At 56.1% G+C, this 16,033-nt stretch carries 17 protein-coding genes; 6 read left to right on the top strand and 11 right to left on the bottom strand.

The window, feature by feature from the left end; genetic code table 11:
• Window positions 1-345 precede the first annotated feature (345 nt).
• Genes gspF through gspG form a run of 7 tightly spaced genes read right to left on the bottom strand, consistent with a single transcriptional unit; the run spans window position 346 to window position 8,408 of the window.
• Complete coding sequence (gspF, locus tag AC07Y2_RS19385; RefSeq protein ID WP_102621804.1) at window positions 346-1,557, bottom strand: type II secretion system inner membrane protein GspF; 1,212 nt, start codon at window positions 1,555-1,557, stop codon at window positions 346-348.
• Window positions 1,557-2,963: a type II secretion system ATPase GspE gene (gene gspE, locus AC07Y2_RS19380; protein ID WP_085646839.1), complete on the bottom strand. Its 1,407-nt coding sequence runs from the start codon at window positions 2,961-2,963 to the stop codon at window positions 1,557-1,559. Before gspE ends, gspF begins: the two co-directional genes overlap by 1 nt.
• Window positions 2,960-5,311, bottom strand: coding sequence for a type II secretion system secretin GspD (gene gspD / locus AC07Y2_RS19375; protein WP_103386684.1), 2,352 nt, complete (start codon window positions 5,309-5,311; stop codon window positions 2,960-2,962). Before gspD ends, gspE begins: the two co-directional genes overlap by 4 nt.
• Window positions 5,308-5,853: a type II secretion system protein M gene (locus tag AC07Y2_RS19370; protein ID WP_207273870.1), complete on the bottom strand. Its 546-nt coding sequence runs from the start codon at window positions 5,851-5,853 to the stop codon at window positions 5,308-5,310. The genes gspD and AC07Y2_RS19370 overlap by 4 nt, the downstream gene beginning before the upstream one ends.
• Entirely contained in the window at window positions 5,846-6,991 is a 1,146-nt protein-coding gene (gene gspL / locus AC07Y2_RS19365; RefSeq protein WP_085668247.1) for a type II secretion system protein GspL, read from the bottom strand. The genes AC07Y2_RS19370 and gspL overlap by 8 nt, the downstream gene beginning before the upstream one ends.
• Entirely contained in the window at window positions 6,988-7,941 is a 954-nt protein-coding gene (gene gspK / locus AC07Y2_RS19360; RefSeq protein ID WP_085668248.1) for a type II secretion system minor pseudopilin GspK, read from the bottom strand. The genes gspL and gspK overlap by 4 nt, the downstream gene beginning before the upstream one ends.
• Window positions 7,942-7,949: 8 nt before the next feature.
• The gene (gspG, locus tag AC07Y2_RS19355; RefSeq protein WP_085668249.1) at window positions 7,950-8,408 is read right to left on the bottom strand and encodes a type II secretion system major pseudopilin GspG; all 459 of its coding nucleotides are present in this window, start codon (window positions 8,406-8,408) and stop codon (window positions 7,950-7,952) included.
• A 146-nt stretch (window positions 8,409-8,554) separates the two neighbouring features.
• Between gspG and gspI the strand changes: the two genes are divergently transcribed.
• The 4 genes from gspI (at window position 8,555) to AC07Y2_RS19335 (ending at window position 10,811) form a co-directional block, all read left to right on the top strand.
• Window positions 8,555-8,935, top strand: coding sequence for a type II secretion system minor pseudopilin GspI (gspI, locus tag AC07Y2_RS19350; RefSeq protein ID WP_103386686.1), 381 nt, complete (start codon window positions 8,555-8,557; stop codon window positions 8,933-8,935).
• Between the two features lie 302 nt (window positions 8,936-9,237).
• Window positions 9,238-9,531, top strand: a complete 294-nt coding sequence (locus AC07Y2_RS19345) for a hypothetical protein (RefSeq protein WP_103386687.1) — start codon at window positions 9,238-9,240, stop codon at window positions 9,529-9,531.
• A 113-nt stretch (window positions 9,532-9,644) separates the two neighbouring features.
• Complete coding sequence (locus AC07Y2_RS19340) at window positions 9,645-10,058, top strand: hypothetical protein (protein ID WP_103386688.1); 414 nt, start codon at window positions 9,645-9,647, stop codon at window positions 10,056-10,058.
• Window positions 10,059-10,448: 390 nt separating this feature from the next.
• Window positions 10,449-10,811, top strand: a complete 363-nt coding sequence (locus AC07Y2_RS19335; protein ID WP_011333718.1) for a DUF6124 family protein — start codon at window positions 10,449-10,451, stop codon at window positions 10,809-10,811.
• Between the two features lie 86 nt (window positions 10,812-10,897).
• On the opposite strand, the gene AC07Y2_RS19330 is transcribed toward AC07Y2_RS19335, so the two are convergent.
• Window positions 10,898-11,185: a hypothetical protein gene (locus AC07Y2_RS19330; protein WP_103386689.1), complete on the bottom strand. Its 288-nt coding sequence runs from the start codon at window positions 11,183-11,185 to the stop codon at window positions 10,898-10,900.
• Window positions 11,186-11,357: 172 nt separating this feature from the next.
• Between AC07Y2_RS19330 and AC07Y2_RS19325 the strand changes: the two genes are divergently transcribed.
• Window positions 11,358-11,630, top strand: coding sequence for an ECs_2282 family putative zinc-binding protein (locus AC07Y2_RS19325; protein WP_103386690.1), 273 nt, complete (start codon window positions 11,358-11,360; stop codon window positions 11,628-11,630).
• Entirely contained in the window at window positions 11,627-12,103 is a 477-nt protein-coding gene (locus AC07Y2_RS19320) for a hypothetical protein (RefSeq protein ID WP_219736980.1), read from the top strand. The genes AC07Y2_RS19325 and AC07Y2_RS19320 overlap by 4 nt, the downstream gene beginning before the upstream one ends.
• A 184-nt stretch (window positions 12,104-12,287) precedes the next feature.
• On the opposite strand, the gene AC07Y2_RS19315 is transcribed toward AC07Y2_RS19320, so the two are convergent.
• The 3 genes from AC07Y2_RS19315 to AC07Y2_RS19305 all read right to left on the bottom strand — a co-directional run bounded on the left by AC07Y2_RS19315 (window position 12,288) and on the right by AC07Y2_RS19305 (window position 15,889).
• Complete coding sequence (locus tag AC07Y2_RS19315) at window positions 12,288-13,148, bottom strand: restriction endonuclease (protein ID WP_158248864.1); 861 nt, start codon at window positions 13,146-13,148, stop codon at window positions 12,288-12,290.
• Between the two features lie 201 nt (window positions 13,149-13,349).
• Window positions 13,350-14,708: a GrpB family protein gene (locus AC07Y2_RS19310; protein WP_103386692.1), complete on the bottom strand. Its 1,359-nt coding sequence runs from the start codon at window positions 14,706-14,708 to the stop codon at window positions 13,350-13,352.
• Window positions 14,709-14,923: 215 nt separating this feature from the next.
• Window positions 14,924-15,889, bottom strand: coding sequence for a hypothetical protein (locus tag AC07Y2_RS19305; protein WP_103386693.1), 966 nt, complete (start codon window positions 15,887-15,889; stop codon window positions 14,924-14,926).
• Between the last annotated feature and the right edge of the window lie 144 nt (window positions 15,890-16,033).

Here is a 16,033-nt window from a genome sequence, read left to right as displayed (position 1 = left end):
GAATCTCCTTTTCAACGTTGGGTGTGAACACAGGTTTTCAGGGGTCTTGCATGACACTGGGAAGACTCACCGCCGACCTTCGCAAGCGGGGTCCGTGGTTAAGTCGCACTGAGAAATTCGCAGTTTCCGGTGACAGATAAAGGAAAAAACCTCGGGAGGTGCGAGGTGATTTTCGAGGGATTTTCTCGGGTGTTCCGGGGGTTGTTCGGAGTGTCTGCGGCAAGCTTTTCGAGGGAATCGCCCACAGCCCTTGAAGGGCCGTTGCAAATGACAGAAAGGAGAACCCGAGGATGCTGTTTTTGGCGCTCGGGTGAGATCCGGGCGCCGGCAAAAAAGTTGAAAAAACTACTGCACCAACTGGTTGATCTCGATGATCGGCAACAACACCGCCATCACGATCACCAGCACCACCCCGCCCATCACCACGATCATCAGCGGCTCAAGCAACGCGGTCATGCCCATCGCCCGGCGCTCGATATCGCGGGACAGGGTTTGCGCCGCACGCTCGAGCATCGGCGGCAACGCACCGGTTTTCTCGCCGCTGGCGATCAGGTGAATCAGCACCGGCGGGAACACGTTCTCCACTTTCAGCGCTGCCGCCAGGTTGACGCCCTCGCGCACTTTGGCGGTGGCCTCATTGACGCTCAGGCTCAGACGATCATTGGACAAGGTCTGCCGCGCCGCTTCCAGCGCTCGCAACAACGGCACCCCCGCACCGCCGAGAATCGCCAGCGTCGAGGCGAACCGCGCCGTGTTCAGCCCCAGCACAAACCGCCCGATCAGCGGCAGCTTCAACACCCGATGATGCCAACTCAAACGCGCCGCCGGATTGCGCAAATACAGGCGCCAGCTCCAGAACGCACCGGCCATGACGCCTGCGCACAACCAGCCCCACGCCCTAATGAAATCACTGGCATTGAGCATCGCCAGCGTCAGCCCCGGCAGGTCCTGCCGCGCCTGGGAAAACGCGCTGACCACCTGCGGCACCACGTAACTCAGCAGGAAAATCACGATGCCGATCGACACCAGCCCGACCACACCCGGATAGATGAACGCGGTGAGAATCTTGCCGCGCAGGTTATTGCGTTCCTCGATGTAATCCGCCAGCCGCTCCATCACCTGCGCCAGATCACCGGACTCCTCGCCCGCCGCAATCAGCGCCCGGTAAATCTCCGGAAAGTCCCGTGGTCGCGCCGCCAGCGCTTCGGCCAGGCGCATGCCGCTGCGCACATCGGCGCGCACGGCGCTGAGGGTGTGGGCGATGTGCTTTTTCTCCGCCTGTTCGACGGTGGCACTTAGCGCCGCTTCCAACGGCAGACTGGCGCCCAGCAGGCTCGACAGCTGCCGGGTAGCCCAGGCCAGGTCGTTGTCCGACAGCTTGGCACTGAACAAACCACCGCCGCCGTGCTGGGAGACATTGCTTTCCTTCTCCACCGACAACGCCGTCAGGCCACGACCGCGCAACACGCCAAACGCCGCGCCCTGACTCTCCGCCTCCAGATGCCCGGATTCGATCTTGCCGCTGGCATCGGCGGCCTCAAAACGATAGCGATTCATCAGGCGTCCCGTGTCACACGAAGGATTTCTTCCGGCGCCGTGGCACCGCTGCGGATCCAGCGCTCGCCGTCCTCGCGCAGGCTGAACATCCCGGCCTTGCTCGCCGCAGCACGCAAGGCCTGCTCCCCTGCCCCTTGGTGAATCAGGGTGCGGATGTCGTCGTCGATGCAGAACAACTCATGAATGCCGGTCCGGCCGCTGTACCCGGTGTGATTGCACGCGGCACAACCCACCGGACGCCAAGTGCCGGGCGTGGCCGGGTCTTCCTGTTTGCACTGATTGCACAGGCGCCGCACCAAGCGCTGGGCCAACACGCCGAGCATCGACGAGGCCAGCAGAAACGGTTCGACGCCCATGTCGACCAAGCGGTTGACCGCCGACACCGCGTCGTTGGTATGCAACGTCGCGAGCACAAGGTGACCGGTCAGCGAAGCCTGCACCGCGATCTGCGCGGTTTCGAGGTCGCGGATCTCGCCGATCATGATGATGTCCGGGTCTTGCCGCAGAATCGCCCGCAATGCCAATGCAAAAGTCATGTCGATCTTCGCGTTGACCTGAATCTGGCTGATGCCCGGCAAGTCATATTCCACCGGGTCTTCCACGGTAAGGATGTTACTGGTGCTCGCATCAAGCCGTGCCAGCGCCGCATAAAGACTGGTGGTTTTGCCGCTACCGGTCGGGCCGGTAACCAGCACGATGCCGTGGGGCTGGCGGATCAGGTGATCGAGTTTGGCCAGCACCTGCGCATCCATGCCCAAGGTTTCCAGATGCAGGCGCCCGGCCTGCTTGTCCAGCAGACGCATCACCACTCGCTCGCCATGACCGGTGGGCACGGTGGAGACGCGAATATCAATCGGCCGCCCCGCTACGCGCAACGCAATGCGGCCGTCCTGCGGCAGGCGTTTTTCAGCGATATCGAGCTGCGCCATGATCTTGATCCGCGACACCAGCGCACCGTGCAACGCCTTGCGCGGCGACACCACGTCGCGCAGCGTGCCGTCGACCCGGTAGCGCACCACCGAATGGGTTTCGAACGGTTCGATGTGAATGTCGCTGGCCTCGTCCCGCGCGGCTTGGGTGAGCAAGGCGTTGATCATGCGGATCACCGGCGCGCCGTCCTGGGTGTCGAGCAGGTCGGTGATTTCCGGCATGTCCTGCATCAGGCGGTCGAGGTCGACTTCGTTTTCCGCCGCACCGACCACCGCCGCCGCGCTGCCGGTGTCGGCGTAGGCCGTGGCCAGCAGGCCGTCGAGCTCGTCATCGCGCACCCGCTCAAGCCTCGCCGCGCCGAACTGCCGCCGTACTTCGCTGATCGACCAGCCCGGCGTCGACGGGCACACCGTCAGCACGCCGTCACGCAGCAGAATCCGCTGCGCCTTGGCCCAGGCGTAAGGCAATGCGCTCATTGCAGCGGCACCGCTTTGATCGTCGCACGCGGGCCGGACACCGGCGCCGGCACGCCTTGAGCGGTGGCCGGCAATTGCGGCGCCTGCATGTCCGGCATCGCCCAGCTGCGCTCCGGTTGCAGACCGCCCTGGGCGCGGCGCATGAAGTCGTAGCGGTTAAGCGTGATGCTGCGCCCCGCCGCGCTGTCGCGGATGATGTACGGGCGCAGGAACACCATCAGGTTGGTCTTGGTGATCGAGCGGCGTTCGTTGCGAAACAGCGCGCCCAACCCCGGAATGTTCGACAACCATGGCACCGCGTCATTGCTCTGGCTGTAGCCGTCCTGCAGCAGACCGCCGAGCACCATGATCTGCCCGTCGTCGAGCAGGATGCTGGTGTCGAGCGCGCGTTTGCTGGTGACGATCCCCGCCGAATTGGCCGCGGCCGAGGCGCGTTCGTCGATGCTGCTGACTTCCTGATAGATGTCGAGTTTCACCGTGCCGCCCTCGGAAATCTGCGGTCGCACGTTGAGCTTCAAACCGACCTCTTCACGGGTCACGGTCTGGAACGGGTTGTTGCTGGTGCCCCCGCCGCCGGTGACGTAGCTGCCGCTGACAAACGGGATGGTCTGGCCGACGAAAATGCTCGCCGCTTCGTTGTCCAGGGTCAGCAGGTTCGGCGTCGACAACACATTGGTGCCGCCCTTGCTCTTCAGGGCTCGGGCCAGCACTTTCAGGTCAAGGATCTTGCCGATGCCGGGGATGTCGACGGTGCCATTGACGTAGCCGAGGTTCAGGCCTTGCGGCAGCACATCGAGGCTGGTCTTGCCATTGACGTTGATCCCCGAACCACCGAGGTTGGCGCCGCCGATCACGCCTTTGCCGCCGAGGTTGCCGGTCTGCCATTGCACGCCGAATTCGCTGGCATCGTCCTCGCCGACTTCGACGATCAGGCTTTCGATCACCACTTGCGCACGGCGCTGGTCGAGCAGATCGATGACTTCGCGCAGGTTGCGGTACAGCGGCTCCGGCGCGGAAATCAGCAAGGTGTTGGTGGTGGCGTCCGCCTGAATGGTCACGCCACCGGCGCTGAAGGCGATGTTCTGTTCGCCGCTTTGCGCATTGCCGCTGCCGCTAGTGGCGCTGCTACCCTGAGCGTAGCTGCCGCCGGTGCTGCCGCTGTTGGTGGTCGACGTGCTGCCGTTGCTTTGCGTGCCGCTCTGGCCATTCTGCCCGCCGCCCGAATTGGTGGAACTGCCCATGTTGCTGAGCACCGAGCGCGCATTGTCGCTGGTGCCGCTGTCGCTCTCGCCGGTCAACAAACCGCGCAAGGCCTGGGCCAGTTTGCCGGCCTGAGCGTTGCGCAGATACACCACATGCAGATTGCTCGGATTGCTCTGGGCGTTATCGAGTTTGTAGATCAGGTTGCGCGCCAGCTCCGTACGCTCGGGGCTGCCGGCGCGGATGATGATGGTGTTGGAACGCGGGTCGCCGATCACCGCGATTTTCTGCGTTGGATCGTTGCCCGGTGCGTCGAGCAGGTCGGCGACCATTGGCGCGATGTCGGCGGCGATGCCGTTCTGGATCTGCACCACGTCGGTGTCGATGGCGCTCGGGGTGTCGATGCCCTGAATCAGTTGCGCGACCCGCGTCAGGTTCTCGGCGTAGTCGGTGACTACGATGGTGTTGTTGCCCGGATAGGCGTTGATCGGGTTGTTAGGCGACACGATCGGGCGCAGCACCGGGATCAGGTTCACCGCGTTCTCGTATTGCAGGCGGAACGTGCGAGTGAGCATGCCGTTGCCGGCCGGTTTGTCGGCGCTGTAAATCGGCCCGCCTAGCAATTTGGCGTCGGCCTCCGGCACCACCTGCGCCACGCCGCCGACATCCACCACGCTGAAACCCTGCATGCGCAACGCCGCCAGCAACATGTCATAAGCCTGATGCGCTGGCACCTGGCCTTCGGAGACCAGCGTCAGGTTGCCCTTGACCCGTGGATCGACCAGAAACTGCTGGCCTGTGGAGCGCGACAACGCCCGCACCACCGCTTGAATATCCGCATCGACGAAATTCAGCGTCACCGGTTGATCGCCCAACGGATTGGCCGGCAACGTCGTGCCCCGCGGCGAACCGCCACTGCGGGCGCGTTCGGTGATGTTGTGCAATTGCTTCGGCGCCGGTTTGACCTGAGCCTGCGCGCGCTCGCGGTCGAGCACCGCGTCGCCACTGCGCTGAGTGTTGGCCAACGGCCGGCCGAGTTCGCTGTCCACCAGCAGCGGCGGTTGATTCGGTGGTGTGGTGTTGCTGCACGCGCTCAATGCCATCAACAGCATCGGCAACGCCATGCGTTTGGATCCTGACCCCTTCATGAAGCTTCCTTAGCGCCCAGCGCCTGATCCATGCGTACGGTGCCCGACAGAGTGCCGGCCGTGTCATCGGTCGCGGCGTCGTCTGCGCGTTGCAGACGGGCCTCGACCACTTGCAGTGAAAAATTCCGCGGTTGGCTCAGCAGCCAGTCAAGTACGGCGTCGGCCGGCGCCGCGTCGAAGGTCAACTGCCAGCCGGCGGACGCGGCCGCCAATTGGTAATGGCCGCCCAGGCCGCTGGCCTGCAAGGTCTGTTGCAGCGACTGTTCCAGGTTCTGCCCGTCCGGGCGCACGCTGACGTCGCGCAACAGCACTTCCAGCGCTTCAGCCTGGGCGCGCAGTTTCGGGGTTTCGACTTGCGAGGCGGCGATCTTCTTCAGCGGCGGTTGAACCAACGCCACCCACACAAACAGCCCCAGCAACAGCGCCGCCATGCCGCCGACCATGCGTTTTTCCCGCACGGCCAACGGCTGCCAACGGGCCTGCAACTGAGCGTTGAAGCGCTGCCAACCGGCGCGGTATTTCGCAAGCGATGGGCTATTCATCTTCGGCTCCGCTGCTGTCGTCGTTGTCGGTGGCAGCGGTCGCCTCGCCGGCCGGGCGCAAGACCCAGCCGTCGTCGTTCGGGCTGATGCTGATACCCGCCTGGGCAAGCGTGTCTTGCCAGTCCTTGTCGTTGCCCGAACGCCGGGCCTCGGGCAGCAGACTCAATTGCAACGCGCCGTCGACAAACTCCAGCCGCTGCACCGTGCCCGCCATGGACGGCATGCCACTGCCGGCCTGCGAAACCAGCCGCGTGAAATCCTGCCCCGGCGCATCCACCGCGCCCTGCTGACGCGCCGCGATTTGCTGACGCGCCTGTTGCAACGGATTGAGGATCACCGGCAACTCGGGGAACGCCTGCTTCACCCGCTGCGCCATCTGCGCCTTGAGCTGCTGGCCCTGCCCGGCCTCGCGAGCGGCGTACAAGTTCAAACCGATCACCCACACCGCCAGTGCCAGCGCACAACAACCGAGTGCCCTGCCCCAACCGCGATGTTCGGTGCCCGGTTGCTGAAGGCCGCCGTGCAGGCCCCAGTTCGGCAACGGGCCGGAGGAGCGTTGCGTGTCGGCCAATGTCGATTGCACCGCCTCAGGCGCGCCGTCACCGACCCAGTGTGCCGGCAGACCGGTTTCCAGCAGCCAGGCTTCGTCGATCATCGGCTGCACTTGAGCCGAGTTCTGGCCGTGGCGCAGCAACAGGTGATCGTCGTGCAGACAGCCGACGCCGCCGGCCATCACCGGCAAGCTGTAGGCCGCCGGATAAAGGCCTCTGAGGTTCAAGCCGTATTGCCCGAGGTGCTGCAAATCCTTGCGTGCTACCCAGGCAATCTGCACCTGGCCGCTTTCATTGCGAGCGCTGTGGGCGATGTGCATTTCGGCGCTGTCGCCGAGCATCAAGGCCTGCGCCGCACATTGCACAGCCGCAGCGGTTTTGTTCGCAGGCAGCGGCGGCAGATCGATACTCGCCAACAGGCTGTCCGACGGGTGCAGAAAGCACAACAGCGGCTGTTTCGGCAGCGCGCCAAGTCGAACGCGTTCCTGGCGAGTGACCTGCCCCTGTCGATCCAGCCAAACACAATCCACTTCACTGTCGAGACTCAGCGCCGCCAGCGGCGGCAAACTCACGCGCAACTGGCTCATACGCCCACCCGCGACCAGATCACTTGCGGCAACCGATCCTGACTGCGATGCAGCAACGCATCGAGGCTGACCCGCCGCTGATCGCGCCGCGCCTGCCCGCGCAGCCGAAACCAGTCGCTGGTGATGCCGACCTTGACGCTGGTGATCTCCAATTGCGGCAGGCGCAGGCGATTGACGAAATCCCCACGATTGATGAACCAACGCCCGGCGTCACGCTCATTGATCAACGCCTGCGCCCGCTCCAGCGACAGCCCCGGCACATAAGCCGCCAACACCGGCGCCGTGGCCGTGTTGCCGTTGACCCAGGTGGTCGCCGGAATCACCGTCAGGTACGGCGCCATTTTCGCCAACAGCGCATCGTTGACCCCGTCGACACTGCGCAAATCATCAAGCGTGCGCAGCATCGGCAAGGTCGGCGATTGCGGTTTGCGCGACGCGGACGGCGACGTGGCGCGCCCGCTGTCGAAAGTGCTTTTCGCCACAGGCTTGTCCACTATTTGGGCATTCAACAGGTGCGGATAAGAGCCGATCACCCGCTGACTGATGCGCCGGCTCAAGCCGCTGCTGACACCAATCAACTCGCACAAGCGCTCGAACGCCTGCACCTGCGCATCATCGATCCGCTCGTTAGCCACCAGATTGCGCAGGTTGAACTTGCCCTGCTCGTCCTCCAGCCGCCCCTCGAAACCCTGGGTGTTCAAGCGCTGCGCCCAGGGTTGATCGAGTCGGGTCAGCGGATCGCGCTGCCGCGCATCCCACAACAATTGCCGGCTGATCTCCAACCCGCCGTGCAACACCCAACGGCCCTGCACGCGCAATTGTTCGGCTTCCAGCGCCCGGGTCGAAACGCTCTGGCGGGTCAGCATGCCGGCAGCGATCACCGCGACCACCGCCGCGATCAGCAGCGCACTGATGATCGCCATCCCCTGCTGGTTCGATTGGCTGTTCATGACCGGCCTTACAACTGCCAGGAACCGATGTCGGCATTCACGCCGTCGCCGTCAGGCTGGCCGTCGGCGCCGAGGGAAAAGATGTCGATCTCGCCGTTGGCACCGGGATTGAGGTACTGATAAGGACGACCCCACGGGTCATTCGGCAGGCGCTCCAGGTACGAGCGCCAGTTGCTGTTCTTCGCATCGGCCGGCCGCTCCACCAGCACTTTCAGGCTCTGGCTCTGGCTCGGGTAAGTGCCGTGATCGAGGCGATACAACTTCAGCGCCTGCATCAACCCGCCAATGTCCTGCTTCGCCGCCGTGGCCCGCGCCTGATCCGGCCGGTCGAGCACCTTGGGCACCACCATCGCCGCCAGAATCCCGAGAATCACCACCACCACCATGATCTCGATCAGCGTGAAACCCTGCTGCCCACGGGGCATCCGGCTCGGTCGACTGGGCTGTTTGAACTGCGCGATATCCATCTCGTCATTCCCTGGCTTGATTCGATTCGACGCGCAGTGTTGCAAGAAGATATGTCAGGGATGTTGAAAATCCTCGGGTGTTTTCGTCGTCAAGCCGTCAAGCACGGGCGTTAGCGTCAAGGGCTGCCCGACCGCCCGAGACCCCGATGCGCACCCCCTCCCCGCAAGCCGGATTCACCCTGATCGAAGTGCTCGTCGCGCTGGCGATCATCGCCGTCGCCATGTCCGCCGCCGTGCGCGTGGCGGGGTTGATGACGCAGAGCAGCGGGGTTTTGCGGGATCGCTCGATTGCGATGATTGCGGCGCAGAGTCGGATGGCGGAATTGCGGCTGGAGGGGCGATTGCCGATGGGGGTCAAGGTGATGGAGTGTGATCAGGGGCGGTTGTTGTTGCGGTGTGAGCAGGTGATTGGGGGGGCGGAGAATGGGCGGTTGCTCAAGGTTGGGGTGCAGGTGTTTGACCGCAACCAAGATGCGCCGCCGCTGGCTCGGCTGGAGACGTTGCTTAGCCGACCCGAGAACCCCTAGCTCTAAACCGTCCCGAAACGTCGGTCGGCTCGGAGGTATATGAATAAGTCGTGGGACATTTCCGACATCCACCTAAAGATCTAAACCAACTTGCGCTTACCGCGTTGAATCCATAATCAACTCGATCTTTCAGGTCGATGTAGAGCGCAAGACACCTCGGTCGGCCCCCTCTCCCTCCGGGAGAGGGCTGGGGTGAGGGCCGCTTTCGACTCGAAGCGGCCTTTCGCTTTTGCCTGTCTATGAATTTATATAACCTCGCGAGGTTCGTTTCGCACACTCATTGCAATATCCAGGATTCGTTTATGCATACTGACCAGGCCAGGCTACTAGCCCTCGCACTCCTTGAGATCAGGGCATTGCTTGCTGATTATCTGGGCAGCGATGCCGATACCCCAATGAGCGTCCGTGTCGCGGCGCATTTGGCCTACGCACTCCACAATGAAGCGGAGGCTACATACAGCAACGCCGACTTTCAGCTCGACCAAGCAACCCGAAAAATCGCCGCTATCGATCAAATTCTTGGTGTTACGGATGGTGCCGCGCTGTTAAGCAGATTTGAAATCGAGCCGAGAGCAGCCGCTCACGAACTGAAATAATCCGCCCCTTTATTGTTCGGAAGGTCCAGGCAGAAGCACCACTCTCCACCCCAACCGTACGCCGGCTATCCAAAGTTTTTAGTTAGCTACAAATCTGCTGGAGGAACTGCTAAATGAAAACCCCGATCCTCCTGCTCCTCGCAATTTATTGCACGGGTACAAGCTTTGCGTTTGCCGGCGGCTCGCAAGCGACAAACGACAAGCACGGGCCAGCAGGCATCGCCGTCGATGAGCCCTTGGTGTCGGCCAGATCCAAGTTGATCAGACAGGGATGGAAGCCAACCCGGATGCACACCAGCGATGGTTATGAATACAGTGGCGTCGAGCGGGAGCTGGCCGCACGCGATTTCCTGGAGCTCGATACCTGCTCTTTTGACAGCTCGCGCTGCATCCTTTTCTATTCAAAGAAAGGCGCCTGCTTGCGAGTCGACACCATGGGAGAGCAACTCAAAGAAATAACGGTTACGCGATGGGCCAATGAATGTCCTGACGCGTCAAAGGAGCCCAGTAAAGACGACGCGGGTTAGTTACTGGTTTGTGAAAATCCGTCTGTTTAACCGACTTTCTGAATACTGTTTAACGACACCCACCGTTACTTCCTCAAGGCTACAACGCCTTGCGTCATTGCCTACGACTACGCCAGAATCCGCCGGCTTGTGCGTCTAGGGTGAGGGTCTTATCGTTTCCGGGTCACTGAAAAACAGTGATCGGGTTTGGTAGCCCGACCTCCCATATGACGCATAACGTCACCTAGCGCAGACGCCCTTTCGGCATTTGTCTTATGGTGGCCATGCGCAGGGCGCCCTCGGGCGCGCCGGATTTTCCATATGGGCCGGTCTACCAACCTTCGTATGGCCACCACCACTCGTTTGGTAGCGAGAGTGATGGCTCCTTAAGTCCCATATGGAGCTACATTTATGTTCAAACCAACACCAAACCCACCAGAAACCGACCCGGTCTCCCCCTACAAATTCCCCGACTCCCGAACCCTGAACGAAGCCGCCGAACGCGCCCTCGACCACTACCTCACCCCACAACAACGCATCATGGGCAGCCACCACAAACACGACCCCATGTACCTGGCCAACCCGGCCTACAACACTGAATCCCTGCTGGCCAACGCCAGCGAATCATTGGGATCGGCGAGCGAAATGCTCAATAACTTCGCCGCCACGCTTGAGCCTGCACATCGCAAGACTGCGATAGGGATTGCGCAGTTGGTGATGTTGAGCGAGCTGGCGGTGAATCAGGCGTTGGATCATGTTGAGGTGAAGACGTAAGCGTCTGAGTGCTGTAGCTCAATAGACGAAAAGAAAATGGCCGAGGTTGTCAGGTGCGACTGACGACCTCGGCCAAATGAGCATTTCTATTTTTTGCGGCACATCTCGACGTCGTCCTGAGTCTTCAGGTCTGTGTCGATTCCCAACCGATACCTGCAGTAATCAATAATCCACCCCCGCTCCTCTGCTGTCAGGCGCTCTACCTTCCGGATTTCTCCATCGTTCGCGTGGATGTTGTAGAACTTCATCTGAAACGTCGGGTGCTTCTTGATGAAGACAATGGTCTCGATGTCTCCGTCCTCAAGGGCTTCGTAGTAGCCGACGTAAAACACCGTCGTTACGACGAGGATCGCTGCGATTAAAAGCTTTTTCATTCCGTTGGTGCCGGTGGTAGAGGCTGAAGGGTTCTAGCATGAAAGGAGACTGATTGAATGCCAGAAAGTAAATCAGCCCGCATTTTTTGCTCTTTTTATTAAGCTTGTACTAATCTCTATCTCCGGGCATTGGTGACTCATTCACTCCTCACATCAAGAGGTTTAGACGACTATGAAAATCGGCAAACACTCTCGCACCATTGCAATGCAGTGTCCGACTTGTGGAGGAACATCTTTCGAATATGAGTCAAGCGATAGCCCTGAGGTCAAATGCATCCAATGCGAGAGAGTAATTCAGCGCGATGAGCTACTGCGCGAAAACAGTGAAAACATCCAAGAAAACCTGGAGGAAATCAAAGCAAACATTGTAAAAGACATTGCTAACCAAATGAAAAAATCTTTAACCGCCGCATTCAAAGGCAACAAGAATATAAAAATAAAATGATCAATTTCGTAATCGACTCCGGAGACGTGATCGCAGGGCTTGCGCTAATTTTCTCAATTTACGCAACAATCAAAACCATTCAGTTTAACAATCGTCAGCAAAAATTAATCTCAACCCAGGAGAAACTTAATCAGCTATTGCTTGAGAAGGAAAGCGCAGTTATTGAGATCGAGAAGCAAGCTGAGCTCGGCGCCTCCTTCCTAAAACTCGGGAACAATCATTATCGCTTAAAAGTCTGGAATAAAGGCAAGGTCCCTGCACAGAATGTCTCAATAGACTTTCCCGAAGGGAATGACGTTATTTCAACACGCGAAATCGATGAAAAATTCCCATTGCAACAGCTTGATGTCCATCAAACTGTTGAACTGATTGCTTCCGTAGGCCTCAGTACCAAATCAAAGCATCTTGTGAAACTTATGTGGTCGGACGGAAGACCCGAGAGAGTTGAAAAACTTATATGGGTTACAATCTAACAAACTCATTCAAAGGGGAGCGATCTATTGCCTGGAACACCACACTTTTTCCTTTTCTAGTCCTTTATACGTCGCACTGACACTCCAATTTTAACCTTAGGGCGCCATACTGCGTGGGTGCAACCATTAACACGTTCAATTCCAACCAAATTTCCACCCCACCACTCACAAGACAATTACTTAATCAGCTATCTGCATCCGTAATGCCCTCTTCATCACCACCAACCAATATTGATTTACCCATCAAGATGTAGAGCTCCCTCATTCGTTCCTGATGAGCTCGATTATTTTCCACCGCCTCCAAATCGTTTTCATCTTCTACATTTGGGTCAAAATCCCCACCTATTATCATGGCATGTTCAGCTTTAAGCAGCATTTCGTCAAACATATTCAGGTTCAAATTGAGCCAATTACTAAACTCCGGGCAACTCTCAACAATCTCTTCACCAACCCGAACTTTAAACAAAGACCTCACGCACATCGGGTATTTATTCTCTTTAGCTCTCTCAATAGCAGCAAAAATCATCCCAATGAATAGCTGACCACTAAATCGGAGCGAATAATCAAAAACGTCATCCCTCAGACCATATTTTATGCGTACGGTTTTAGAGTGCGAAAAATAGCGCTTCATAAGTAAGTCCGCGCGCGCCTGATACGCCTGAAGCATTTCACTCTGAATTATATTCTTAGTACGCTCTTTCAACTCCTCAAAAGTAACAAGCTGAATATTAGTTTTCAGCGCAGCCTCCATCGCACCACTCTGAAAGCCTTTAGCAGAAATTAAAAACCCTTTATCAGCGCCAACTTCATCGACTACCGTGCGTAATGCTAGCACTTTCTCTTTCGGAACATTGCTTTTCCAATATTTAGCTTCTACAACCCACTTAATATCAGCACCTAAAAACTTCGTAACTACTAAAACATCTATATCATGCTGAGTTCTGATGCCGTCAAGTGACACATTTGTCTTAGCCATTGCACCCAAGCTACGAAAGTGCTCGGCAATTAACTCCTGAAATTCATACCATTGTTTTGTTTTTTTCACTTTCAACCCCGCACACTTAAACTATAAACAAAGGGGACTGATCCATACACTGAACAAATCAGCCCCATTTTGCTTCAAAAAAGACGCCTTCCTGATCAAACTGTTGAGAAAAAATACAAAGGGGACTGATCTATTTACTGAATAATCAATCAGCCCCATTTTTTCATGAAAACTGGTTACTTCAACACCATGCATAAAGAGTCAGGTTGATTTTTCGCTGAAATCGCCAAGCAGCTTCGCCTCAATGTAAGCCTGCCACCGCTTATTCAGTCCAGCATGACTTAACTTATAAACCCAAGGCAGTGTGGTAGGTGCCCTTTCAATAGCCGCATTGTAATCTGACATCAGCAGCAAGACATCAGACTCTCGATAACCTCTTGCAGCTGCCACCTCAACCCGTTTGAATATCTCGTCAATCGTAGAAGCAGAGTTTCTGTAAGAAAGTAGCAAGCCTAGAGCGTCGGACGAAATAACAAACACCATAATTGCTATCATCACACGAGACATAGTTATCAAGCCATCTGACTTGAGTGACGCCACAGCAGCACCGCTCACTACAAACACAGTTGCTACAAGCAAGAAAAGCAACCCAGCCATAGCCTGAGAACTTGTATTTTGAAGATCCCGAGTCCAGTACGATGACTCTTCAATCATCTCCGCCAATCGCTTGTTACCAGGAGTTTCTCGAGTCGCAAAATGATCTTCTTCGCGCCGAATCATATTGGGAGAAATTGCCACTCTAAATCCGTCGCTGATTCTAAGCTGTTGACCAGCCGATGGCTCCATCTCAAGGCCGCTCATAAGTAAAACTGCTCGGCGCGCCTGATCTCCAGCTGATCGATGCAACAACTGTCCTTGGCTTAAGTAGAACCACAAAAGCATTAGAACAAAGCCAAGGACTGCGTATACAAATAGATACTTATTATCGTTCGAAAAAACAGAAATCGCGGCAATCACTGCAACCAAAAGCTGGGTAAACATCATTAACATTTGTAATTTTTCAGCCCTATTAGATTCAGCTCGCTGATGGCTGAGCAACCGATTTATGCTAAATTCGCTATACACCTCTCGCAACCTACCTTCAATAAAGTCTTTTTTACCAAGCCCATAAGCTTTAGCATCATCATGATAAATCTCTGCAAGATGCTTTTTCAGTTCTACATAATCATCAGCAAGGGTTTCATCGGAAGCAAGCTCATTCTTAAAAACAAGCATGTCCCTCCCCCAACGACTATGAGGCTTGCATACGTGGATATGAAAAGAAACTGAATCATCAGATGTATATTTTGTAAGGTAAAATCTAGGAGCATCATCGCACTGCTCATTTAAATCATAGCCTATCCCCCTCAACTCATTCACAAGGGTATCAACAAGAGACCAATCACTGATTGATATCAGCATATCAATTATAGGCTTACTGGATAACCCCTTAACCGATGTCGAACCCACATGATCAATATAAATTTTCGTGCAACTTACTACTGAGCCAATTAATTTCGACTCCCTTAAAAAACTCTCAACCCAAGAATCGCTATACTCAGAGATATTTACCGTACTCACCTTAACCGCTACTCCCTATAACTCAAGCAATGGCACTCAATCACGCCCTTCCGTACTAAACACCACCACAAGGAACCGTTCATTTTAGACCAAAAAATCACAAAAAAGTATCATTACGAATTACAACATAAAACGAACATCAAACGGGACGGATTTATTTTAGCCCCCACTTTTTCAATCTAGTTTCCAAAAACAGATCAGTTTCCTTTCGCCTCTTACCATGCGTAATTATTCAATATATTATCCTGCAACTCCAGAACGACATTTGTTGATTTAAATACAATTTGCCATTGACCCAGCCTGGTCTGATAGTGATGTGCAGCAGCCCACTCAATCACTCGAATGGGTTTATACGCTCCATACATAGCAATCAACTCGTTCAGATGTATATCACAACCAGAATAACCAACCACAACAATTTGAGTTGCCTCTTGCAGCGCGCGATGCAAATAATGCCAGTAGGTAGTGAGAATAGGCGAAGCGCTTATGACCGATCGCTTATGCGCAACATGGGTTAACACTATGTGCTCGGAAGGATTAGCGGTAAATGTACTAATCTCATGACGCTGAAGCTTTCGAATACGCCCATCAATGTCTGTGTAAAACAAAGGAGATCCATGCAAGTGCAGGTAGTAACCGAAGGTCCTACCCCACAATCGTTCCAAATTAGACGAATCAAATCCTTGATTAGTTATCCCGTCGACTAGATTTCCTCCATAGCCGGAGAGGATTCCGCGGTCAATAAACGACCCATACAGTAACCTGTCGTAATTCAAGGTAGCAACATGAGAGTTAGTCTGTTGAATAAATTCACACAGTGCAGTTATGAAAGATGCGGGCAAATCAGCGTCGGTTAAATGCAGCCTGCTCGCCACCATATGCATATATTTAGCCACTGCAACAGGAAAGTGCTGTCCTTGTGCTGTGAGCCAATGTAGATTCGGGGAAAGTATATTATTTAGCGTTTTGCATGCTGTGACAGCTTGATGTAATACGTCGAGTTGTTCTTCATTTTGTGGTATCGCATTCTCATGCCCGAGGGTGAGACTGATCAGCCTTTTGTCTTCTGGCGTTAAAAAGTGAGCGATGTTCCATACATCGTGCATAACCTGGGCTAAATTGAAATGATTGGGCGAAAGAGCCATCCCCAATCCGTTGCCAAAAATTAATGCTTTACGCATCTCTCATCCTTGTTTTTGGTGGTATTAAAGCCTTTAGATAGCAAAAGAGAAAAAATGATGTCAACTGGCCTTTAGTCCGGTATGCCTTGAACCTCGCAATTTAGGGCCTCACCAACCTAGGCATATCCACCCCCTCCCCCAACC

Source organism: Pseudomonas sp. GW456-12-1-14-TSB6 (assembly GCF_059424205.1).
The sequence above is the reverse complement of the archived record's forward strand: the minus strand, read 5'-3'. Positions and strand labels throughout refer to the sequence as shown.

Excerpts from the sequence above, each read along its gene's own strand:
- gspF (WP_102621804.1), bottom strand. The coding sequence starts at position 1,557 with ATGAATCGCTATCGTTTTGAGGCCGCCGATGCCAGCGGCAAGATCGAA.
- gspE (WP_085646839.1), bottom strand. The coding sequence starts at position 2,963 with ATGAGCGCATTGCCTTACGCCTGGGCCAAGGCGCAGCGGATTCTGCTG.
- gspD (WP_103386684.1), bottom strand. The coding sequence starts at position 5,311 with ATGAAGGGGTCAGGATCCAAACGCATGGCGTTGCCGATGCTGTTGATG.
- AC07Y2_RS19370 (WP_207273870.1), bottom strand. The coding sequence starts at position 5,853 with ATGAATAGCCCATCGCTTGCGAAATACCGCGCCGGTTGGCAGCGCTTC.
- gspL (WP_085668247.1), bottom strand. The coding sequence starts at position 6,991 with ATGAGCCAGTTGCGCGTGAGTTTGCCGCCGCTGGCGGCGCTGAGTCTC.
- gspK (WP_085668248.1), bottom strand. The coding sequence starts at position 7,941 with ATGAACAGCCAATCGAACCAGCAGGGGATGGCGATCATCAGTGCGCTG.
- gspG (WP_085668249.1), bottom strand. The coding sequence starts at position 8,408 with ATGGATATCGCGCAGTTCAAACAGCCCAGTCGACCGAGCCGGATGCCC.
- gspI (WP_103386686.1), top strand. The coding sequence starts at position 8,555 with ATGCGCACCCCCTCCCCGCAAGCCGGATTCACCCTGATCGAAGTGCTC.
- AC07Y2_RS19345 (WP_103386687.1), top strand. The coding sequence starts at position 9,238 with ATGCATACTGACCAGGCCAGGCTACTAGCCCTCGCACTCCTTGAGATC.
- AC07Y2_RS19340 (WP_103386688.1), top strand. The coding sequence starts at position 9,645 with ATGAAAACCCCGATCCTCCTGCTCCTCGCAATTTATTGCACGGGTACA.
- AC07Y2_RS19335 (WP_011333718.1), top strand. The coding sequence starts at position 10,449 with ATGTTCAAACCAACACCAAACCCACCAGAAACCGACCCGGTCTCCCCC.
- AC07Y2_RS19330 (WP_103386689.1), bottom strand. The coding sequence starts at position 11,185 with ATGAAAAAGCTTTTAATCGCAGCGATCCTCGTCGTAACGACGGTGTTT.
- AC07Y2_RS19325 (WP_103386690.1), top strand. The coding sequence starts at position 11,358 with ATGAAAATCGGCAAACACTCTCGCACCATTGCAATGCAGTGTCCGACT.
- AC07Y2_RS19320 (WP_219736980.1), top strand. The coding sequence starts at position 11,627 with ATGATCAATTTCGTAATCGACTCCGGAGACGTGATCGCAGGGCTTGCG.
- AC07Y2_RS19305 (WP_103386693.1), bottom strand. The coding sequence starts at position 15,889 with ATGCGTAAAGCATTAATTTTTGGCAACGGATTGGGGATGGCTCTTTCG.